Origin of the sequence: Streptomyces sp. ICC4 (genome assembly GCF_003287915.1) — a bacterium.
In the GTDB taxonomy this organism is placed as follows: domain Bacteria; phylum Actinomycetota; class Actinomycetes; order Streptomycetales; family Streptomycetaceae; genus Streptomyces; species Streptomyces tritrimontium.
In genome coordinates, this window is record NZ_CP030286.1 from 194,482 (window position 1) to 214,359 (window position 19,878).

Annotated in this window: 19 protein-coding genes and 3 pseudogenes; 15 read left to right on the forward strand and 7 right to left on the reverse strand. The window is 70.6% G+C overall.

Going from position 1 to position 19,878, the window contains the following annotated elements; genetic code table 11:
- The first annotated feature begins 6 nt into the window (after nucleotides 1-6).
- Nucleotides 7-2,550 (forward strand): sensor histidine kinase KdpD, encoded by a 2,544-nt coding sequence (locus DRB89_RS00940; protein WP_112446473.1) that lies wholly within the window; start codon nucleotides 7-9, stop codon nucleotides 2,548-2,550.
- 58 nt (nucleotides 2,551-2,608) lie between these two features.
- Here DRB89_RS00940 and DRB89_RS00945 read toward each other — a convergent pair whose 3' ends face one another.
- A complete protein-coding gene (locus DRB89_RS00945) occupies nucleotides 2,609-3,799 on the reverse strand; it encodes a cytochrome P450 (protein WP_112446472.1) in 1,191 nt (396 codons plus the stop codon).
- A gap of 183 nt (nucleotides 3,800-3,982) precedes the next feature.
- On the opposite strand from DRB89_RS00945, the gene DRB89_RS00950 reads away from it, so the two are divergent.
- Nucleotides 3,983-4,669 (forward strand): helix-turn-helix domain-containing protein, encoded by a 687-nt coding sequence (locus DRB89_RS00950; protein ID WP_112446471.1) that lies wholly within the window; start codon nucleotides 3,983-3,985, stop codon nucleotides 4,667-4,669.
- Between the two features lie 82 nt (nucleotides 4,670-4,751).
- Here the strand turns inward: DRB89_RS00950 and DRB89_RS00955 are convergent, their stop codons facing one another.
- On the reverse strand, nucleotides 4,752-7,229 hold the full coding sequence (locus DRB89_RS00955) for an ATP-binding protein (protein WP_112453148.1): 2,478 nt from the start codon (nucleotides 7,227-7,229) through the stop codon (nucleotides 4,752-4,754).
- A gap of 209 nt (nucleotides 7,230-7,438) precedes the next feature.
- Between DRB89_RS00955 and DRB89_RS44100 the strand changes: the two are divergent.
- Nucleotides 7,439-7,597 (forward strand): annotated as a pseudogene (locus DRB89_RS44100) (Na+/H+ antiporter); the annotation flags it as partial.
- A 127-nt stretch (nucleotides 7,598-7,724) separates the two neighbouring features.
- Here DRB89_RS44100 and DRB89_RS00965 read toward each other — a convergent pair.
- The 3 genes and pseudogenes from DRB89_RS00965 to DRB89_RS00980 all read right to left on the reverse strand — a co-directional run.
- Nucleotides 7,725-8,807 (reverse strand): annotated as a pseudogene (locus tag DRB89_RS00965) (AMP-binding protein); the annotation flags it as partial.
- A 79-nt stretch (nucleotides 8,808-8,886) separates the two neighbouring features.
- A pseudogene (locus DRB89_RS44105) lies at nucleotides 8,887-9,540 on the reverse strand (MBL fold metallo-hydrolase); the annotation flags it as partial.
- Nucleotides 9,541-9,986: 446 nt separating this feature from the next.
- The gene (locus tag DRB89_RS00980) at nucleotides 9,987-10,382 is read right to left on the reverse strand and encodes a DUF302 domain-containing protein (RefSeq protein ID WP_112446470.1); all 396 of its coding nucleotides are present in this window, start codon (nucleotides 10,380-10,382) and stop codon (nucleotides 9,987-9,989) included.
- 158 nt (nucleotides 10,383-10,540) lie between these two features.
- Here DRB89_RS00980 and DRB89_RS00985 point away from each other — a divergent pair, with 158 nt between their 5' ends.
- From DRB89_RS00985 to DRB89_RS01005, 5 genes are all read left to right on the forward strand, one after another.
- Nucleotides 10,541-11,920, forward strand: coding sequence for an MBL fold metallo-hydrolase (locus DRB89_RS00985; protein WP_112446469.1), 1,380 nt, complete (start codon nucleotides 10,541-10,543; stop codon nucleotides 11,918-11,920).
- 41 nt (nucleotides 11,921-11,961) lie between these two features.
- Nucleotides 11,962-12,321: a rhodanese-like domain-containing protein gene (locus tag DRB89_RS00990; protein ID WP_112446468.1), complete on the forward strand. Its 360-nt coding sequence runs from the start codon at nucleotides 11,962-11,964 to the stop codon at nucleotides 12,319-12,321.
- Nucleotides 12,318-13,064: a sulfite exporter TauE/SafE family protein gene (locus DRB89_RS00995; RefSeq protein WP_112446467.1), complete on the forward strand. Its 747-nt coding sequence runs from the start codon at nucleotides 12,318-12,320 to the stop codon at nucleotides 13,062-13,064. The genes DRB89_RS00990 and DRB89_RS00995 overlap by 4 nt, the downstream gene beginning before the upstream one ends.
- Nucleotides 13,065-13,149: 85 nt before the next feature.
- Nucleotides 13,150-13,722 carry a rhodanese-like domain-containing protein gene (locus DRB89_RS01000; RefSeq protein WP_112463180.1) on the forward strand — a complete coding sequence of 191 codons (573 nt, stop codon included), beginning with the start codon at nucleotides 13,150-13,152 and terminating at the stop codon, nucleotides 13,720-13,722.
- Between the two features lie 60 nt (nucleotides 13,723-13,782).
- Nucleotides 13,783-14,049 carry a metal-sensitive transcriptional regulator gene (locus DRB89_RS01005; RefSeq protein WP_112446465.1) on the forward strand — a complete coding sequence of 89 codons (267 nt, stop codon included), beginning with the start codon at nucleotides 13,783-13,785 and terminating at the stop codon, nucleotides 14,047-14,049.
- Nucleotides 14,050-14,227: 178 nt separating this feature from the next.
- Here the strand turns inward: DRB89_RS01005 and DRB89_RS01010 are convergent, their stop codons facing one another.
- A complete protein-coding gene (locus tag DRB89_RS01010; protein ID WP_112446464.1) occupies nucleotides 14,228-14,587 on the reverse strand; it encodes a zinc ribbon domain-containing protein YjdM in 360 nt (119 codons plus the stop codon).
- A gap of 462 nt (nucleotides 14,588-15,049) precedes the next feature.
- Between DRB89_RS01010 and DRB89_RS01015 the strand changes: the two genes are divergently transcribed.
- The 6 genes from DRB89_RS01015 to DRB89_RS01040 all read left to right on the forward strand — a co-directional run bounded on the left by DRB89_RS01015 (nucleotide 15,050) and on the right by DRB89_RS01040 (nucleotide 18,906).
- On the forward strand, nucleotides 15,050-15,391 hold the full coding sequence (locus tag DRB89_RS01015) for a metalloregulator ArsR/SmtB family transcription factor (protein ID WP_112446463.1): 342 nt from the start codon (nucleotides 15,050-15,052) through the stop codon (nucleotides 15,389-15,391).
- Between the two features lie 41 nt (nucleotides 15,392-15,432).
- Nucleotides 15,433-17,112, forward strand: a complete 1,680-nt coding sequence (locus DRB89_RS01020; protein WP_204357974.1) for a SulP family inorganic anion transporter — start codon at nucleotides 15,433-15,435, stop codon at nucleotides 17,110-17,112.
- Nucleotides 17,109-17,531, forward strand: a complete 423-nt coding sequence (locus tag DRB89_RS01025; RefSeq protein WP_239515958.1) for a pyridoxamine 5'-phosphate oxidase family protein — start codon at nucleotides 17,109-17,111, stop codon at nucleotides 17,529-17,531. Before DRB89_RS01020 ends, DRB89_RS01025 begins: the two co-directional genes overlap by 4 nt.
- Nucleotides 17,532-17,548: 17 nt before the next feature.
- Nucleotides 17,549-17,953 carry an ATP-binding protein gene (locus DRB89_RS01030; protein ID WP_112453145.1) on the forward strand — a complete coding sequence of 135 codons (405 nt, stop codon included), beginning with the start codon at nucleotides 17,549-17,551 and terminating at the stop codon, nucleotides 17,951-17,953.
- 17 nt (nucleotides 17,954-17,970) lie between these two features.
- Complete coding sequence (locus tag DRB89_RS01035; protein ID WP_112446462.1) at nucleotides 17,971-18,396, forward strand: anti-sigma factor antagonist; 426 nt, start codon at nucleotides 17,971-17,973, stop codon at nucleotides 18,394-18,396.
- Nucleotides 18,397-18,570: 174 nt separating this feature from the next.
- The gene (locus DRB89_RS01040; protein ID WP_204357614.1) at nucleotides 18,571-18,906 is read left to right on the forward strand and encodes a metalloregulator ArsR/SmtB family transcription factor; all 336 of its coding nucleotides are present in this window, start codon (nucleotides 18,571-18,573) and stop codon (nucleotides 18,904-18,906) included.
- 76 nt (nucleotides 18,907-18,982) lie between these two features.
- Here the strand turns inward: DRB89_RS01040 and DRB89_RS44110 are convergent, their stop codons facing one another.
- The gene (locus tag DRB89_RS44110; RefSeq protein ID WP_239516717.1) at nucleotides 18,983-19,138 is read right to left on the reverse strand and encodes a DUF6126 family protein; all 156 of its coding nucleotides are present in this window, start codon (nucleotides 19,136-19,138) and stop codon (nucleotides 18,983-18,985) included.
- A 359-nt stretch (nucleotides 19,139-19,497) separates the two neighbouring features.
- Between DRB89_RS44110 and DRB89_RS42630 the strand changes: the two genes are divergently transcribed.
- The gene (locus DRB89_RS42630; RefSeq protein ID WP_162688425.1) at nucleotides 19,498-19,839 is read left to right on the forward strand and encodes a hypothetical protein; all 342 of its coding nucleotides are present in this window, start codon (nucleotides 19,498-19,500) and stop codon (nucleotides 19,837-19,839) included.
- Nucleotides 19,840-19,878: the final 39 nt, after the last annotated feature.

Genomic DNA, 19,878 nt, shown 5'->3' on the forward strand with positions numbered 1-19,878 from the left:
TCAACAATGGGACGCGGCAAGTTTCGCATCTACCTGGGCTCGGCCCCCGGCGTCGGCAAGACGTACGCGATGCTCTCGGAGGGCCACCGCAGGGTGGAGCGCGGCACCGACGTCGTCGTCGCCTTCGTGGAGCACCACAACCGTCCGCGCACCGAGGTGATGCTGCACGGTCTGGAACAGATCGCACGGCGCGAACTGGAGTACCGGGAATCCTCCTTCACCGAGATGGACGTGGACGCGATCCTCGCGCGGCGCCCCGCCGTCGCGCTCGTCGACGAGCTCGCCCACACCAACATCCCCGGCTCCCGCAACACCAAGCGGTGGCAGGACGTGGAGGAACTCCTCCAAGCCGGCATCGACGTCGTCTCCACCGTCAACATCCAGCACCTGGAATCCCTCGGCGATGTCGTCGAGACGATCACGGGCGTGCGCCAGCGCGAGACCGTCCCGGACGAGGTGGTGCGACGGGCCGACCAGATCGAGCTGGTCGACATGTCCCCGCAGGCCCTGCGCCGCCGCATGGCCCACGGCAACATCTACAAGCCCGACAAGGTCGACGCGGCCCTGTCCAACTACTTCCGCCCCGGGAACCTCACCGCCCTGCGCGAACTCGCGCTGCTCTGGGTCGCCGACCGGGTCGACGAGTACCTCCAGGAATACCGCGGCGAGCACAACATCCGCTCCACCTGGCAGGCCCGCGAACGCATCGTCGTCGGCCTCACCGGCGGCCCGGAAGGCCGTACGCTCATCCGCCGCGCGGCCCGCCTCGCCGAGAAGGGCTCGGGCGGCGAGGTCCTGGCCGTCTACATCGCCCGCAGCGACGGGCTGACCGCCGCCTCCCCCAAGGAACTCGCCGTCCAGCGCACCCTGGTCGAGGACCTCGGCGGCACCTTCCACCACGTCATCGGCGACAACGTCCCCGACGCGCTCCTGGAGTTCGCCCGCGGCTGCAACGCCACCCAGATCGTCCTCGGCGTGAGCCGCAGACGATCCTGGCGATCCGTCTTCAGCCCAGGCGTGAGCGCCACCGTCGCCCGGGAATCGGGGCCCGACCTCGACGTGCACATCGTCACCCACGACGAAGCCGCCAAGGGCCGCGGACTGCCCGTCGCGCGCGGCGCGCGGCTCGGCAGGCTCCGAGTCGTCTGGGGGTGGCTGACCGGTGTCGCCGGCCCCGCGCTGCTCACCGTCTTTCTGAGCCAGGTCGTTCCCGAGCTCGGGCTCGCCAACGACATGCTGCTCTTCCTCACCTTCACGGTGGCGGCGGCGCTCCTCGGCGGGCTGCTGCCCGCGCTCGCCTCGGCGGCCTTCGGCTCCCTGCTGCTCAACTACTACTTCACCCCGCCACTGCACGAGTTCACCATCTCCGACCCCAAGAACATCGTCGCCATCGCGATCTTCGTCGGCGTGGCCGTGTCCGTGGCGTCCGTCGTCGACCTGGCCGCCCGCCGCACCCAACAGGCCGCCCGGCTCCGCGCCGAGTCCGAGATCCTCTCCTTCCTCGCCGGCAGCATCCTGCGCGGCGAAACCGCCCTCGACGCACTGCTGGAACGGGTCCGCGAGACCTTCGCCATGGAATCCGTGGCACTGCTGGAACGCGGTACGGACGTCGAACCGTGGGCCTGCGCGGGCAGCACCGGGCGCAATCCCGTCGCCCGCCCCGAGGACGCCGACGTCGACATGCCCATCGGCGAGAACATGTCCCTCGCCCTCACAGGCCGGGTCCTGCCCGCCGAGGACCGCCGGGTCCTCGGCGCCTTCGCCGCCCAGGCAGCCGTCGTACTCGACCGCCAGCGCCTGGTCGACGAGGCCGAGGAAGCCCGCCGCCTGATCGAGGGCAATCAGATCCGCACCGCGCTCCTCGCCGCCGTCAGCCACGATCTGCGCACCCCGCTCGCCGGCATCAAGGTGGCCGTCACCTCCCTGCGCGCCGACGACGTGGAATGGTCCGAGGAGGACCGGGCCGATCTCCTGGAGGGCATCGAGGACGGCGCCGACCGCCTCGACCACCTGATCGGCAACCTCCTGGACATGTCCCGCCTCCAGACGGGCACCGTCGTCCCGCTCATCCGCGAGACCGACCTCGACGAGGTCGTCCCGATGGCACTGGCCGGAGTCCCCGACGACAGCGTGGCCCTGGACATCCCCGAGACCCTGCCCATGGTCGCCGTCGACCGCGGCCTCCTGGAACGGGCCGTCGCGAACATCGTCGAGAACGCCGTCAAGTACAACCCCGCCGGCGAGACCGTCCTTGTGTCCGCCAGCACCCTCGGCGCACGCATCGAGCTCCGCGTCGTGGACCGCGGACCCGGCGTCCCCGACGAGGCGAAGAACCGGATATTCGAACCCTTCCAGCGGTACGGAGACACCCCTGCGGGCGCCGGGGTCGGGCTCGGTCTGGCGGTCGCCCGGGGCTTCCTCGAAGCCATGGACGGCACCCTCACCGCCGAGGACACCCCCGGTGGCGGACTCACCATGGTGATCACCCTGCCCCTCAAGGACGGGGCCCCGCAGACGCCCCCCGACCTCCCGGCCGAAGCCACGACCTGAGCTGCCCGTCCCGGCCGCAAGCGCCGACGCGCTGAGGATCTCCTCAGCGCGTCGGCGGTCACACGTCCCAGGTGACCGGGAGGCTCTTCACCCCGTAGATGTCCGCGGTCTCCGGACGCAGCGCAACCTCTTCGGCCGGTACGGCCAGGCACAGCGTGGGGAAGCGGGCCAGCAGCGCGGAGAACGCGACGCGCATCTCGACACGGGCCAGCTGCGCACCCAGGCACAGGTGGATGCCGTGCCCGAAGGCCAGGTGGCCGCCGGAGTCCCTGCGGAGGTCGAGCTCGTGGGGATCCGCGTAGCGTTCGGGGTCGCGGTTGGCGGTGTTGTACGACAGGACCACCGTCGTGCCGGCCTCGATGGTCTGGCCGCCCACCTCGACGTCCTCCACTGCCGTCCTCATGAACGACTTGGCGACGCTCAGATACCGCAGGAGCTCCTCCACGGCCTGGTCCACGAGCGTGGGATCGGCGCGCAGGGCCGCCAGTTGCTCCGGGTTCTGCAGCAGCGCGAAGGCCCCGAGGGCCAGCATGTTCGCGGTGGTGTCGAATCCGGCCGCCAGCAGGATCAGGCTGATCCCCTGCAGCTCCTCATCGGTCAGGTCGCTGTCGGTGAGTTCACTGAGCACGTCGTCGGTGAGGTTCGCGCGCTTGGCGGCCACCAGCTTCGCGAGGTAGTCCTGGGTCGCGGTGTAGGCCGCCAGCAGCTCTTCGTCGCCCGTCTCCCCGTTCATGAACTTGTCGATCTGTTCCTGGAAGGAGGCCCGGTCCTCGTACGGCACCCCCAGCAGCTCACAGATGATGATGGTGGGGATGGGCTTGGCGAACGCGGTCACCAAGTCCGCCGACGGCCCGGCCTCCTCCATGGCGTCCAGGCAGTCGTTGGTGATCTGCTCGATGCGCTCGGTCAGCAGGCGCATCCGCCGCGCGGTGAACTTGCCCACCAGAGGCTTCCGGTAGCGCCCGTGCTGCGGTTCGTCCATGAGGAGGAACTCCCCGGGCGGCGCCGGCGGGATCTCGAAGTCGACCACGTTCAGCAGGTCCTTGCGCGAGCTGAACCGCGGGTCGGCCAAGACCGACCTGACCAGGTCGTATCCGGTGATCATCCAGCCGGGCTTCCCGCCGGGGTGGGTGTAGCGGCTGATCGGACCGTGCCCGCGGGCATCGATCAACTCTGCCGGCGGGTCGAAGGGACAACCGGGCTGACGCTCCGTCGGCAGCGACGTGACAGTGTGGAGGGATTCACCCATGATCATTCCTCAGCTCGCGATAGTGCGCGTTTGACGTTTCTCGAAAGCTACGTCGCATTCAGGGTGACCGCAATCCACTAGATGGCATAACCGCAGCTGGGCGGCGGCAAATTGATGCAATGGCGCTGAGCTCGAATGCAATGCTCCGTTGCACTGACCGGCGGCGAAAGCAATACTGGCAGCATGCCTGGAGGACGGTTGACCCAGCAGGAACGCCAGCGCATTGCGGCCGGACTCGCCGATGGGCTCTCCTATGCCGAGATCGCCAGGCGGCTCGACCGGTCGACCTCGACGATCAGTCGGGAGGTCGCACGCAACGGCAGCCCCGGCGGCTACCGGCCCCAGCAGGCGCACCGCGCGACGGTCCAGCGGGCGCAGCGCGGCACACCGGCACCCCCGTGCACAGCCGGAGCGCCGGCCGGAGCGCCGGGAAGCGCGATGGAAGAGGAGATCATCGAGCTGGCGGTCAGGGCAGGGCTGCCGAGGATGACAGCGCGCGTGCACGTCGACCTGCTGCTGTCCGAGGACGGCAGGCGCACCGCAGCCGAGCTGACCCACAGGCTGAAGGTCAGCCCAGCCTCCGTGTCCGTGTCCGTGAACTTCCTGGTCCAGCAGGGATACGTCCGGCGCGAGCGCGATCCGCAGCGGCGTCGCGACATCTACGTGGTCGACGACGACGCCTGGTACCACTCGATCGTGATCAGCTCGCAGCAGACGCGCTCGTCCGCGCAGGCCGCGATGGCGGCGGCCGAGACGCTCGGGCTGGACACACCCGTGGGGCAGCGGCTGGCCAAGGTGGGGACGTTCCTGGAGCGGGTCGTCGAGGACATGCTGAAGTCGGCCGACCGCTGGCGCGCCCTCCTGGCGTAAGGGGATGCGGGGCGGGTCGGACTTGACGACCCTTTGCCAAACTGGCGAACAGGCGAGCGGGCACGCCAGATGGGGTGTCGCACTAGACGGGAACTGGAAGGGCAGCCGGCAGCGAGAGGGTCATCGTCAGGCCGCCTCCCGGGGTGTCCTCGGGGGTGAGCGTGCCGCCCATCGCCTCGGCGAGGCCTCGGGAGAGCGCGAGGCCGAGCCCGACGCCCGTGGTGTTGTCGGTGTCGCCGAGGCGCTGGAAGGGCACGAAGGCTCGTCCGCGGTCCGCCTCGGGGATTCCGGGCCCGCGGTCGACGACCCGGATCTCGACCCGGTCGTCGAACGAGCTCGCCGTCAGCAGCACATGTCGCCCGGGCGGGGTGTGCCGGGCGGCGTTGCTCAGCAGGTTGGCGACCACGCGCTCCAGAAGCGGTGGATCGGCCAGCACGGCCGGGGCCTGCTCGAGACTCTGGGCATCGACGGCGGGCGCGTCGGTGGGCAGGCCGTCCAGCGCGGCCGGCAGTACCTCCATCAGGTGGGTCGCACGGAGGTCCAGCTTCAGCGCCCCGGCCTGCAGTCGGCTCATGTCCAGGAGGTTCTCGACGAGACGGTTGAGCCGGGCCATCGACTCGTCGGCGGTGGCGAGGAGTTCGTTCCGGTCCTCCTCGCTGAACTCCACGTCGCTGGCCCGCAGGGACTCGATGGCCGCCCAGCCGGCGGCAAGGGGGGTGCGCAGGTCGTGGCTGACCGCCGCGAGGAGGGCGGTACGCATCCGGTCGGCGGCCTTGACGGGTTCGATCTCGGCGGCCGCCTCCGCGAGCCTCGCCTGTTCAACCGCGACGGTCACATGCGCGGCGAAGGCGGCCAGGACGCGCCGGTCGGAGGCGGGCAGCGGACGTCCCCGTAGGACGAGACGCGCATCCCCTCCCACCGGGACCTGAACGACGGAGTCGTCCCCCTCGATCGGGCGATCAACGAGTTCTACCGAATCCATGCCGAAAGTCTCCCTCGTCCGTTCCAGGAGCGCCGGAACGGCCTGGCCTCCCCGCACGATGGAGCCGGCCAGCGAGGAGAGCGTCTCCGCCTCCGCCGTCGCCCGGGCGGCCCGGCGCGACAGCCGCATCGACCGGTCTACGGCCACTGCGACGGTCCCCGCGACCACGGCGAACACCACCAGCGCGAGGATGTTGTTGGGCTCGGCGATGGTGAACTCACCGACCGGCGGGATGAACCAGTAGTTCAGCAGAAGCGACGCGGTCAGGGACGCCACCAGCGCCGACACCACTCCGCCCACGCACGCCACCCCGACCACCGCCACCAGGAACAGCAGCGCCTCACTGGTGAGGTTGAGGCTGCCCCGGGTCTGGTCGAGCAGGAATGTGAGGGCGAACGGAAGCACGAGGCCCAGAACCGGTCCGGCGATCAGCCGGGACGTCGGCAGCGTTCGCCGCCTGGAAGGCAACAGCCTTCCACCGCCCGCCCGTTCGTGAGTGACTATGTGTACGTCGATATCCTCGGAGAGCCCGACGATCGTCTCACCCGTCCCCCGCCCGGTCAGGAAACGCTCGATACGACGGCGCCGGCTCGTGCCGAGGACCAACTGCGTGGCGTTCTCCGCATGGGCGAACTCGGTGAGCACCGTGGGCACATCGTCGCCGACGAGAAAGTGGTAGCTCCCGCCGAGGCTTTCGACGAGCGCACGCTGGCGAACCAACGCGGAAGCCGACGCTCCCGCAGCCAGGCCGTCGCTGCGCGCCATGTGCACGGCGAGAAGGTCTCCGCCCGCCGATCGGGCGGCGATCCTGGCCGCCCGCCGGATGAGCGTGTCACCCTCAGGTCCGCCGGTGATCGCGACGACCACCCGCTCCCGGGCCTCCCACACTCCCCCTATCCCGTGGTCGGCACGGTACTTCTGCAACGCCTCGTCCACCCGCCCCGCGAGCCACAACAGGGCAAGTTCCCGCAGAGCAGTGAGGTTCCCGATCCGAAAGTAGTTGGACAGCGCCGCATCGACCTTCTCCGGCGTGTAGATGTTCCCGTGCGCCATGCGCCGTCGCAGCGCCTCGGGCGGCAGGTCCACCAGCTCGATCTCATCGGCCCGGCGTACCACCGCGTCCGGCACGGTCTCGTGCTGCGGGACCTTGGTGATCTTCTCGACGACGTCGTTGAGGGATTCCAGGTGCTGGATGTTGACGGCGGTCACCACGTCGATCCCGGCCGCGAGCAACGCCTCCACCTCCTGCCACCGCTTGGCAGGGTTGCCACCGGGGACGACGGAGTGGGCCAGCTCGTCGACGAGCGCCACCCCGGGCCGCCGCTCCAGCACCGCTCGCAGGTCCATCTCCTCGAACCGGCCGCCCCGATAGGCACGTTCCGCACGCGGAACCATCTCCAGCCCGGCCAGCTTCGCCTCGGTCAGGCGGCGTCCGTGGCACTCGACGAAGGCGACGACCACATCCGTCCCACGGTCCGCCCGGCGCCGACCCTCGTCCAGCATCCGGTACGTCTTGCCCACGCCGGGGGCCGCCCCGAGAAAGACCTTCAGCCTCCCGGGCCTGGCAACCGCCTCCACCACGACACGCGCCTCCTCACGCCAAAGAACACGCCCCGATCCGCGCAGAGGGCTTCCCTGGCCGGCAGAGGCACACAAGTGCTGCTGACGATCATCATCAGGTGAAAATCGGCCGGGTCACGGCAGTGCGCGAACACCTTGACGCTGCCCTGACACACTCCATGCGGACATGGTGAAGGCGGTGTGCCGGGAAGTCTGGTCGGCGTGACGTCGTCCTGGCCTCGGCCGCCGTGGTGGGGTACGTCGCCTCCGCCCTGACTCCGCCGTCCTGGCGGATGGCGCTGGTTCTCGGGGCCGTCCTCGCGAGCACCGACCCGGTGGCGGTCACCGCACTCGGGCTGCGCCTCGCACTGCCGCCCAGGGTCCAGGCGTTCGTTGAACACCTCGACCGCGATCTCCACCAAGGAGTCGCGGTTGTGGGCGGGACCCCCGCGCCGCGGGCCGGCCGGGGGTGGCGGCGGCCTGGTCATGCGATCAGGGCGGCAGGACCGGTGGTCACTGATCGCGGGAGTCGACGAGGCGCCGCAGTTTGCCGACCGAGCGTTCGAGGGTTTCCGGGTCGACGATGTCGACGGTGACCGAGACCCCGACGCCGTCCTTGACTGCCTTGGCGAGGATGCCCGCGGCGGCGGCGCGTTCGTCCGGCGTCGCGTCCGGCCGCGCCTCGACGCGAACGGTCAGGTGGTCCATGCGGCCGCGCCGGGTCAGCTCCAGCTGGAAGTGCGGCGACAGCGCGGGGATGCGCAGGACGATCTCCTCGATCTGGGTGGGGAAGACGTTGACTCCGCGCAGGATGATCATGTCGTCGCAGCGGCCGGCGACCTTCTCCATTCGCCGGAAGGCGGGCCTGGCCGTGCCGGGCAGCAGGCGGGTGAGGTCCCGGGTGCGGTAGCGGATGATGGGCATGGCTTCCTTGGTCAGCGAAGTGAAGGCCAGTTCTCCGCTTTCGCCGTCGGGCAGGACCTCGTCCGAGAGCGGGTCCAGCACCTCGGGGTAGAAGTGGTCTTCCCAGATGTGCAGTCCGTCCTTGGTCTCGACGCATTCGTCGGCGACGCCGGGGCCGATGCCTTCGGACAGGCCGTAGATGTCGACGGCGTGGATGTCGAAGCGCTCCTCGATCTCGGAGCGCATCTGCTCGGTCCAGGGTTCCGCGCCGAAGATGCCGATCCGAAGTGAGGTGGTGCGGGGGTCCACGCCCTGGCGTTCGAACTCGTCGAGGAGCGCGAGCATGTAGGAGGGGGTGACCATGATGATGCTGGGCTTGAAGTCCTGGATGATCTGGACCTGTCGGGCCGTCATGCCGCCGGAGGCCGGAACGACCGTGCAGCCGGCTCGTTCGGCTCCGTAGTGGGCACCGAGTCCGCCGGTGAACAGGCCGTACCCGAAGGCGTTGTGCAACACGTCGCCGGGCCGGCCGCCTGCGGCGCGGATGCAGCGGGCCACGACGTCGGCCCACATCGAAAGGTCCTGCTCGGTGTAGCCGACCACGGTGGGGCGGCCGGTGGTGCCGCTGGAGGCGTGGATGCGGCGGACATCGGAGGTCGGCACGGCGAACATGCCGAACGGGTAGCTGTCGCGCGGGCAGCAGCCAGCCCAGCCAGGTGGCGAACTGGTCGCGCAGCGGGATGGAGACGGCGCCCGGGATGTGGCCTTGGGCGAAGTCCGCCACGCGTCGTACGTCGACGAGGTGAGCGCCCTCGCCGAGGAGAGCGCGGACCTGGGCAGGCGACAGCGCGGCGAGCGCGGGGGCGGTGGTGAGGACCGCGGGCCCGCGCCGGTTCGCTTCGCCGAGCCGGTCGAAGTAGGCGGGGTAGGAGCCGAGGCTTCCCAGCAGCTGCGCGACGAAGGCGTCCTCGTCCGGCGCGGCGAGCAGCGGGTTGGCCCGTCGCTGGGCGCCGATGGTGGTGGTGCGTTCGGCGCCGGGCGGGGCGGAGCAGAAGGAGCCCGCGCCGTGCGTCGGCCAGACGTCGGTGGTGTCGGGCAGCTCGGCCAGCCACCTGAGCGAGTGGTACTGGGCGCGGGCCAGCTCCTCGGCCCGGTCGGCGCCGAGTAGGTCGGTACGGGCGGCCGAGCCGACGATGAGCGAGCCGCCGGTGAACACTGCCAGCTCACGGGTGCCGTCCAGGAGCAGGAAGGAGAGGTGTTCGTCGGTGTGGCCCGGGGTGGCCAGTGCGCGCAGGATCAGGCCGCCGAGATCCGTCTCGTCGCACGACCGGGGCCGCAAGGCCGTCCGGCTGACCGACGGGATGCTGGAATGGCGCCTGGCCGACCTGCCCGTGGACAGCGGGGCCGCCCCGCAATCCCGGCCCACCCCGCCTTCACCGAAGGCCCGCTATATCTGGAATGCAACACCACGACCCGGACGATCCAAGGATCGCCGAGGCCGTGGAACCGTGCCTGGCACGGCGGTTCGACACCTCCCGGCCACCGCACCTGCGGCGCCGAACCTCAACGGGCCCTCACCCGGGCGATGCAGCCAGATCGCCTCCCGCATCGGCGCACGGGCGGGCCGTCGAGGTCGTCTTCACCGTATCCGGCTCCGCTGCCCGACACCGCGTTGCAGCAGTCCTGGCCACCATGGCCGAGCGCCCGCCTGCCGACGCACTCACCGAACGCGCCGCCCTCGTCTCAGTCATGGCCGGTCAGCGCCGAACAGCAGATGACCGCCCGTCGGGGACCGCGCGGGCGGCTTTCGGCACGGACGCCGCCCACACCGACGCCCACTCCAACGGGCGGGGAGCGGCTGGAGCGAAGAGCTCAGCCGCCGTCGCGCAGAGCGGCCAGGGCGGCATCCAGGCGGCGACCGGCCTCTTCGGCGACCGGCTGGAGGGCGGGCAGGCCCGTGAGGGTGACCATCGTGGCCGGGTCGAGCGCCTGGACCACGGTCTCGCCCCCGTCGGTGCGGACGACGACGTTGCACGGCAGGAGCAGTCCGATGGTGCGGTCGACGTCCAGGGCTTGGTGGGCGAGCGGCGGGTTGCAGGCTCCGAGGATGAGGTAGTCCTCCATGTCGTGGCCGAGTTTGGCCTTCAGGGTGGCGGTGACGTCGATCTCGGTGAGGATCCCGAAGCCCTGCGCAGCCAAGGCCTCGCGGACGGCGGACACGGTGGTGGCGAAGTCACCGGTGAGGCGGACGGTGCGGTCGTAGCGCATTGGTTCATCCCTTTCGTGGCGGTTGCGGCCTTGCTCGCGAGTAGGCCCACCCACGGGCCTCCAACGGGTCGAGACTCCGCCAAAAATACCCCCGGGGGTACTAATGCTACGCTCGATATATACCCCCGGGGGTAATTCTCGCGAGAAGGAGCGACAGCGTGTTCTTCATCGACACCCTTGACCTGGAAGGGCTCGGCAACCGCAGCTACCTGGCAGGCGGTGCCCACGCGGCCGTGGCGGTGGACCCGCCGCGCGACATCGACCAGGTGCTAGCCGCGGCGGCCCGACGAGGGGTGCGGATCTCCCATGTAGTGGAGACCCACATCCACAACGACTACGTCACCGGCGGCCTGGATCTGGCACGCCTCACCGGCGCGGACTACCTGGTGCCGGCCACGGCCCGGGTGTCCTTCGCCCGCACCCCCGTCCATGACGGCGACACCGTCACGGTGGACGAGGGCATCACACTGCGAGCGCTGGCCACCCCCGGGCACACCCCGCACCACACCTCCTACGTCCTGGAGGAGCAGGGCGCGGCCGTCGCCGTGTTCACCGGGGGTTCCCTGCTGATCGGGACGGTCGGGCGACCCGACCTGGTGGAGCCGCGCCTGACCGAGGAGCTGGCCCGCGCCCAGCACGCCTCCGCGCACCGGCTGGCCGCCGAACTCCCGGACGAAACCGAAGTGCTGCCCACCCACGGGTTCGGAAGCTTCTGCTCCTCGGCCCAGGCGGACGGAAACGCCAGCACCATCGGCAAGGAGAAGGCGGGAAACGACGCCCTCGTCCAGGACATCGACGCCTTCGTCTCCGCCCTGCTGGCCGGGCTCGACGACGTACCCGCGTACTACGCCCACATGGGACCGGCCAACGCCGCGGGACCGGCTCCGGTCGACCTGACCACACCTCCCGTGGCGGACGCCGCCGACATCGCGGCCCGCCTGGCGGCCGGGGAATGGGTGGTCGACCTGCGCAACCGCATCGCATTCGCCCAGGGGCACGTCGCGGGGGCCTTCAACTTCGAGGCCGACGGGAAGCTCGCCACCTACCTCGCGTGGCTGATCCCCTGGGGCAAGCCCGTCACCCTCCTCGCCGAATCCCCCGAGCAGCTGGCGAAGGCGCAGCGCGAACTGGCCCGGGTCGGTATCGACCGGCCGGCCGCCGCGGCTACCGGAGAGCCCGCCGATTGGCTTCCGGAGGGCGAGGATCCGCGGAGCTTCCCGCGGGCCACGTTCGCCGACCTCGCCGCCCTGGACCCGTACGAGCACCGGATCGTGCTGGACGTGCGGCGGGACTCCGAGCGGGCGGAGGGCTGGATCAAGGGCTCGGTACACATCCCTGTCCACCAGCTCCACCGGCGCCAGGACGAAGTTCCGGACGGAGTGGTGTGGGTGCACTGCGCGGGCGGAATGCGCGCGGGCATCGCAGCCTCCTTGCTCGACGCCGCCGGGCGCGACGTCGTGGCCGTCGACGACTCCTTCGACGCCGCCCGGAGCGCAGGCCTCCAGGTGGTCAGCGGGTTCGGCGGCCTCGGCGGCTGACGACTCGCCCTCCCCACTTCCGACGAGAGAAAGACCCGCAGATGTCCCTCTTCCGCCGCGGCCCCGCCCGCGTGACTCCGACCCAGGCCCATCAGGGCACGCGCGACGAGGGCGCCGTCCTGCTCGACGTACGCGAGCGCGCCGAGTGGACCGCCGGACACGCACCCGGGGCCGTACACGCCCCGCTCTCCGCCCTGATGACCAGTGACGGCCTGCCCCCGGCCGCCCAGGGCCGGCCACTGGTGGTGATCTGCCGTTCCGGGCACCGCTCCCAACGGGCCGTGAAGCTCCTGACCGCGCGCGGGGCGGACGCGGCCGACGTCAGGGGCGGCATGAGCGCCTGGGCAGCGGCCGGGCTGCCGGTTGTCGACGACCGTGGAAACAGCGGCTCGATAGCGTGAGCACGCTCCTCCTCGCCCTGATCGCAGGAGCGGTCATCGGCCTCGCACTCGGGGCTCTCGGGGGTGGCGGCAGTGTGCTCGCGGTCCCGGCCCTGATCTACCTGCTCGGCTTCACCCCGGCCGCCGCCACCACGGCGTCGCTGATCATCGTCACCGCCACATCCGCGACCGCTCTCTACGCCCACGCCACCTCCGGCAACGTCCGCTGGAAAACCGGCGCCCTCTTCGCAGCCGCCGGCATACTCCCCGCCATGGCGGCGGCCACCCTCGCCGCACGGCTGCCCGGACAGGTGCTGACCGGCGCGTTCGCGGCCATCGCGGGCGTCGCTGCCCTGCGCATGCTCAAACCTCCCCAAGCCGAGAAGGAGTTCCGCCCGGTACAGCCGGTACGGGCCGCCGGAGCCGGCGCGGGCCTGGGCGCGATCACCGGATTCCTGGGCGTCGGCGGCGGATTCCTCGCCGTCCCCACCCTCGTGGGAGTCCTGGGCCTGCGCATGCGGACAGCCGTCGGCACCAGCCTGCTCGTCATCACCGTCAACTCACTCGCCGCGCTCACCGCCCGCACCGGCAGCGCCGCACCTCTGCACTGGGCGGTCATCGCACCCTTCACCGGCGCCGCGATCCTCGGCGCCTGGGACGGGAAGCGCCTCGCCGCCAAGATCACGGGCCCCACCCTGCAACGGACCTTCGCCGTCACACTGCTGGCCGTCGCGGCCTTCATGCTCACCGACGCGATCCGCTGACACCACAGCCGCCCCACGGCACACCCCAAGCTCACCCGGCGCCCGCTCCCGGCCCCGGCCGACACCCAGGAGGGACCACTCCGCCATGACCACCCCCCACACCCTCAACTCCGCCCAGGCCCGCACCCGTCTGCACGAGCTCACCATCCTCGACGTCCGCACCCCCGGCGAATACGCCGCAGGCCACCTGCCCGGCGCCCTGAACATCCCCCTCGACCAGCTCTCACGCGCCCTGCCCGACATCCGTCACGCCGCCGACCGCGGCGACATCCTCGTCGTCTGCGCCTCCGGAGCACGCTCCGACCGCGCCTGCACGACGCTCGCCGAGCACGGCATCAGCACCGCCACCCTCACCGGGGGCACCGGCGCCTGGGCAGCCGCCGGCCACGACCTCCACCACCCCGAGCCCCCCTCCCGGACCACGTGGGGCATGGAGCGCCAGGTCCGCCTGACCGCCGGCGCCCTCGTCCTCGCAGGCCTCGCACTCGGACTGATCCACCCCGCCTTCCAGCTCATCTCCGCCGCGGTCGCCGGCGGCCTGGCCCTCTCCGCCCTCACCAACACCTGCGGCATGGCAGCCATCCTCGCCAAGCTCCCCCACAACCGCCCCCACCAAGGCGACCTAGATGCCGCACTCGCGGCCCTCCGCAAGCACTGACCCCCACATATACCCCCTGGGGTACCATGAGGGGACAGCACACGAACCAGGAGGCACCCGGTGAAGGTCGACGAAGCAGCGGTCAGCTCAGTCCTCAACCGTCTGCGCCGCGCCCAGGGACAGCTCGCCGGAGTCATCGCCATGATCGAAGCCGGCCGTGACTGCAAGGACGTCGTCACCCAGCTCGCCGCGGTCTCCAAGGCGCTCGACCGCGCCGGCTTCAAAATCGTCGCCAGCGGCATGCGTCAGTGCATGAACAACGCCGACGGAACCCAGCCCCCCATGACCGAGGAAGAACTCGAGAAGCTCTTCCTCGCCCTGGCCTGAGGGCCATGCGGAAGACGGCCTGACCGCACGGGCGGGTCAGGCCGTCTCGCCATTTCGTGCACCGGTTCGCGCCCAAGACTGCTGGAGGAGCGCGACAGGAGCCGCCGGCCGCCGAGAGCCTCTGCCTACGAGAGTGCACCCGAAACGTTGCCCAGGCTCTCCAAAACCGGGAGCCAGGTCAGGCCTTCTTGACCACGCTCGACTTGAGCTGCATGGCACCGAATCCGTCGATCTTGCAGTCGATGTCGTGGCCGTCGACCCCGTCGACCAGACGGATGTTGCGCACCTTGGTGCCCGCCTTGATCCCCGACGGACTGCCCTTGACCTTGAGGGCCTTGACGACGGTCACGGTGTCACCGTCGCTCAGCGCGTTCCCGACGGCATCCTTGATCACCCGCTCGCCCGAGGCGCTCTCGTCATCCGTCCCGGTCGCAGCGGGAACCCACTCGTGGGCGCACTCCGGGCAGACCATCAGCGCGTTCATCTCGTAGGTGTACTCGCTGGAGCACTTCGGGCACGGGGGCAGACTCGCCGTCATCTGTTCTGTCCTAGCTCGGTACGTACACGCGGGGCTCGAGGCACCCGCGCCATGGTGAGCCGAGGATATCCTAATTGCAAACTTCTGCAATTCCTTACGTCCTCAAGGCGCTGGCACGCGAGCGCTGGAGGATCGGAGGGCGCAGGTGCTCGTTCCACCACATCATCAGGCAACGGCCGCGCTCCCCGGCACGACCGGGGAAACATTCCACGCCCAGGCCACGGATCCACTCCAGGGCGACCGACGCCGGCACGGAACCCGCCGGAGGGGCCCCGCCGACGGGGGATGCGGCGGGGCCCACGCCGTGACGTTACAGCCTTCGACATGGGAACAGCCGCAGAATCCACGAATTGCAAAGTTATGCAATTTCGTAGATGCTGTGCTGGCTGCGCCCGTAGGTAGCCACGGGCACAGCACCAGCCACTTCCCCGGCGCCCGGGGCGATGAGAAGGATGCGAGACCATGCCTGTTCCCCTGTATCAGGCCAAGGCCGACTTCTTCCGCATGCTCGGGCACCCCGTACGGATAAGGGTCCTGGAGCTGTTGCAGGACGGGCCGATGCCGGTACGGGACATCCTGGCCTCGATCGAGGTCGAGCCCTCGGCGTTGTCCCAGCAACTCGCGGTGCTGCGCCGCTCGGGAATCGTGACCTCGGTCCGTGACGGCTCGACGGTGGTCTACGAGCTCGCGGGCGGGGACGTCGCGCAGCTGATGCGGGCGGCCCGGCGGATTCTGACCGAGGTGCTGACCGGACAGAGTGAGCTCCTGGAGGAGCTGCGCGAGTCCGAGGTCCCCGCACAGTGAATACCGTGCTGACCACCGGACTCGACCGGGTCCGCTCCTTGATGCCGACCCGGGGCGACTTCGCGGTGATGCGCCGAAACCCCCGCGGGAATCTCCTGGCCGGTCTCACCGTCGCGATCGTCGCTCTGCCGCTCGCGCTCGGCTTCGGGGTCTCCTCCGGGCTCGGCGCCGAGGCCGGGCTTGCCACCGCCGTGGTCGCGGGCGCGCTCGCCGCACTGTTCGGCGGGTCCAACCTTCAGGTGTCGGGGCCCACGGGTGCGATGACGGTGGTTCTGGTGCCGATCGTCGCCCAGTACGGGCCCGGCGGGGTGCTGACCGTCGGGCTGATGGCCGGTGTCCTCCTGATCGCCTTGGCGCTGATGAAGGCCGGGCAGTACATGCGCTACGTGCCGGCGCCGGTCGTCGAGGGCTTCACCCTCGGAATCGCCTGCGTGATCGGACTTCAGCAGATACCGAGCGCGCTCGGGGTGCCCAAGCCGGACGGCGAGAAGGTCCTCGCCGTCGCCTGGCGGGCCGTCGTCGAGTTCGCGCACGCCCCGAACTGGACGGCCATCGCGCTCTCACTCGGCGTCGCGACCGTGATGATGCTCGGCGCCCGCTGGCGGCCCACCGTCCCGTTCTCCATCGTGGCGGTCATCGCCGCGACCGTGATCGCGCAGGTCTTCCGTCTGGACGCGGCGGCCCCCATCGGCAAGCTGCCGTCCGGGCTGCCCGCGCCCTCCCTGGCCTTCCTCGACCCGTCCACGCTGGGGTCGCTTCTCGCACCCGCGATCGCGGTGGCCGCGCTGGCCGCGCTGGAGTCGCTGCTGTCGGCGACGGTCGCGGACGGGATGACGGTGGGGCAGAAGCACGACCCGGACAAGGAGCTGTTCGGGCAGGGCATCGCGAACCTTGCCGCCCCGCTGTTCGGCGGCGTACCGGCCACCGCGGCGATAGCCCGTACGGCGGTCAACGTCCGCACCGGCGCCTCCTCCCGGCTCGCCGCCCTGACGCATGCCGCCGTGCTCGCGGTGATCGTGTTCGCTGCCGCACCCCTGGTCTCCAAGATCCCGCTCGCCGCCCTGGCGGGGGTGCTGCTGGCGACCGCGATCCGGATGGTCGAGGTCGGCTCGCTCCGGGCGATGGTGAAGGCGACCCGCTCGGACGCCGTCGTGCTGGTACTGACGGCGGCCGCCACCTTGGTCCTCGATCTCGTCTACGCGGTGATCATCGGCCTCGTCGTGGCCGGGGCACTCGCCCTGAAGGCGGTCGCGAACCAGGCGCGGATGGACCAGGTGGATTTCCGCCCGGACCTGCCCGGCGAACACAGCGACGAGGAGCACGCGCTGCTGGCCGAGCACATCGTCGCCTACCGCATCGACGGGCCCGTCTTCTTCGCCGGCGCGCACCGCTTCCTGCTGGAGCTGTCGGAGGTCTCCGACGTGAAGGTGGTGATCCTGCGCATGTCCCGCGTCACCACGATGGACGCCACCGGCGCACTCGTGCTGAAGGACGCGGTCCAGAAGCTGACCCGGCGTGGCATCGCCGTCATGACGTCCGGCATCCGGCCCGGTCAGCGCCAGGCACTCGAGGCCGTCGGTGCACTCGACCTGCTGCGGCACGCGGGCCGGGAGTACGCCACCACGCCCGAGGCGATCGCCGGAGCCCGCAAACATCTGGAACAGGCAGGGCTGCTGCCTCTCAAGCACCATCCGCACCGTATCCGGAAGGCCGCACGATGACCGTCCCCGGCGAACGCCTCATGATCGATGTCTCCGGCACCGAGGCCCTGTGGCTCCTCGAAGGCTCTGCCCAAGGACGCCTGGTCTACGTCCAGCGCGAGCACGCTCTCGTCCGCCCGGCCACCCACGTCCTGGAGTACGGGCGCCTGATCGTCCGCACGCCCGTGCAGGCCGCGGCGATCCCCGGCAGGGCGGTGCTGACCTATCACGCGGACGAGATCCGCACCCCGACCGGCACCGGATGGACGGTGACGGCCCACGGCCCCGCCGACATCATCACGGACCCGGACGAGGCCGCGCACTACCGGCGGACGCTGTCCGGCTGGGCCCACGGCCCGCACGACACGCTGCTGCGCATCCACCCGCAGCAGGTGTCGGGGTTCCGTCTCGCCCGCCCCGTTCAGGGGGCCGGGCGGTGAGCGTCGAGGTCCGGACGATGCCCTACCGGCACGTGCTGAACGTGCCCGCCACGGGCTCGGCCGTACGTATCGCCCGGGAGACGGCCGAACTGGTGCTGGTCGAGTGCGGTGCGGGCCTGCGGCATCCGAGCGTCGGGCCGGGGCTGCTGATCCTGGCCGAGCTGGTCACCAACAGCGTCCGCCACGCCGCCGTACTGTCGCCGACGATCACCGTGACCTTCGCACACGGGGCGGGTGCGTTCGCGTTCGCCGTCCACGACCGTCACCCGTATCAGCCGGCCCTCTTCGGGGCGCTGGCCACGGCTCCGGGCAGCGGGCTGGCCACCGTCGTCGAGATGACGATGGAGCTTGGCGGGACCGCAGTGCTCCGGCCGGATGCGGACGGGCGCGGCAAGAGCATCTGGATCACCCTTCCCCTGTGAGACCTGAGGAAATGACGATGACGATCGAGTGGCGCTACACCACCCACCCCGGCCTGGGGGTCCTGTCCCTGGCCGGACACCTCGGCTCGGATGCGATCGCGCGCTTCACCGGCGCGATCGGGTGGGTCCTGGCCCGCGGCACCGGACCGGTCGTCCTCGACCTGAGCGGACTGCTCGGCTGGTCGGTGGGCGGACAACTCGCCGTCGCCCAGGCGGCCCGCCGGCTCGCCGAGGAGGGGCGGCCCCTGGAACTCGCCTCGATCCCCGCGGACGGCTCCCTCGTCCCCGACGGCTCCTGCCCGCCGATCCCCGTCCACTGCGACCTGCCCTCCGCGCTGGCCGCCCACCACGCGGTGGGCGACGAGCAGCGCCAATGGAGCAGCGACCAGTGGCCGGCCGAGGGGGCCTGCTCCACGGGGACCGCGTTCGTCACGAAGGGCTGACGACGAAAGCCCTCCGCGGGGGGGGCGAACGTCACAAAGACAGGCCGCCCTGCGCCAGGAGTTGCGCTGATCTGCAATTGTGGAGGTCACAAGGTGTGTAGGGGCGAAAGGACGCCCCCTACGGCGAAACGGTTCTGGGTGGATGCGATGGGCAGTCGAGGCAGGGGTACCCAAGTGAGCGCACCGCTGTACCAGCTCAAGGCGGAGTTCTTCAAAACACTGGGCCACCCGGTCCGCATCCGCGTTCTGGAGCTGCTCAGTGTGCGTGAGCACGCGGTCGCCGAGCTGCTGCCCGAGGTCGGCGTCGAAGCCGCGAGCCTGTCCCAACAGCTCGCGGTCCTACGCAAGGCCAACCTGGTGATCACCCGCCGCGAAGGCGCGAACGTGTACTACCGGCTCACCAGCGACGAGGTCGTAGAGCTGCTGCGAGTTGCTCGCAGCATCCTCTCCGGTGTCCTTCAAGGTCAGGCCGAACTGCTCGCCGACCTTCGCGCCAACAGCCCCCGATAGCACGGGGCCATGAACGGCGGCCGTCTCCCGTAGCGCGGGGTTCATCGCGCTTCTGACACCGGGAGACGGCCGCTTCCTACTTCTGTGCGTGCTGGCCCAGGAAGAACAGCAGCCACACGAACCCGGCGAACAGGTGCGTGCCGGCGATATAGAAGAAGGCACGCAGGGCGACACCCTTCGCCAGCCACCTCTCGTGCTTCGCCGCCGCGCTCTCCTCGGGTTTGCCGTCGATCACGAGTCCTCTCCGTTCCCCGGTGTCCAGGGCATCCTGCGGGTGCGCGTACGGGCGCACGAGGACCTGCCTGCCGTACTGCCCGGCCTCCTCGACGATGCCCGCGACCTCACCCGCCTCGACGGTACGGGCATCGGCATCGCCGACGTTGCCGGGATAGGTGATCCGATACAGCTGGGCGTCTGGTCTGTGACTGCTGATCACGGGGTTCCTTCCGGCAGGATGAAGCGGACCACGATGGCCTTGCCGTGCTCGCCCGCGGGCTCCACGCGGACGTCGCCGCCGTACGTACGGGCCAGTTCGGCCACGATGCGCAACCCCTGCTGCTCTCCAGGCCGAACAGCACGAGCGACCGCTCGGTGCGCTCGCGTGCGGACCGCACCGAGCCCGGCACCAGCGGCACCGTCCACGCATGCCTGCGCGTCGGCGCCTGCCCGCTCGAACGGCGGACCATCACCGTGCGACCGGCCGACTCGGCGCCGCCGCCGGGCTCACCGGCTGCCCTCGTCGCCCGTGGCCACGCCGTGATCGTGGGCCACACGCAGCGCGTCCTCCAGCTCGTCCGAGGCCTGCGCCTCTTCGAAGGCATCATCAGCCTCCCGCGCAGCCGCGAGACGAGCCCGCGCCACCCGGACCCGCTCCAGCGCCGCTTCCGCGAACCCAGCCACACCGCAACCCCCGTCCAACCAATTGGAAACTAGTAAATTGCATAACTCTGCAAGTCTAGCGGCTGCGAGTGC

Coding starts and splice junctions, on each gene's coding strand:
- DRB89_RS00940 (WP_112446473.1), top strand. CDS start 7: ATGGGACGCGGCAAGTTTCGCATCTACCTGGGCTCGGCCCCCGGCGTC.
- DRB89_RS00945 (WP_112446472.1), bottom strand. CDS start 3,799: ATGGGTGAATCCCTCCACACTGTCACGTCGCTGCCGACGGAGCGTCAG.
- DRB89_RS00950 (WP_112446471.1), top strand. CDS start 3,983: ATGCCTGGAGGACGGTTGACCCAGCAGGAACGCCAGCGCATTGCGGCC.
- DRB89_RS00980 (WP_112446470.1), bottom strand. CDS start 10,382: ATGCGCTACGACCGCACCGTCCGCCTCACCGGTGACTTCGCCACCACC.
- DRB89_RS00990 (WP_112446468.1), top strand. CDS start 11,962: ATGTCCCTCTTCCGCCGCGGCCCCGCCCGCGTGACTCCGACCCAGGCC.
- DRB89_RS01000 (WP_112463180.1), top strand. CDS start 13,150: ATGACCACCCCCCACACCCTCAACTCCGCCCAGGCCCGCACCCGTCTG.
- DRB89_RS01010 (WP_112446464.1), bottom strand. CDS start 14,587: ATGACGGCGAGTCTGCCCCCGTGCCCGAAGTGCTCCAGCGAGTACACC.
- DRB89_RS01015 (WP_112446463.1), top strand. CDS start 15,050: ATGCCTGTTCCCCTGTATCAGGCCAAGGCCGACTTCTTCCGCATGCTC.
- DRB89_RS01020 (WP_204357974.1), top strand. CDS start 15,433: ATGCCGACCCGGGGCGACTTCGCGGTGATGCGCCGAAACCCCCGCGGG.
- DRB89_RS01025 (WP_239515958.1), top strand. CDS start 17,109: ATGACCGTCCCCGGCGAACGCCTCATGATCGATGTCTCCGGCACCGAG.
- DRB89_RS01030 (WP_112453145.1), top strand. CDS start 17,549: ATGCCCTACCGGCACGTGCTGAACGTGCCCGCCACGGGCTCGGCCGTA.
- DRB89_RS01035 (WP_112446462.1), top strand. CDS start 17,971: ATGACGATCGAGTGGCGCTACACCACCCACCCCGGCCTGGGGGTCCTG.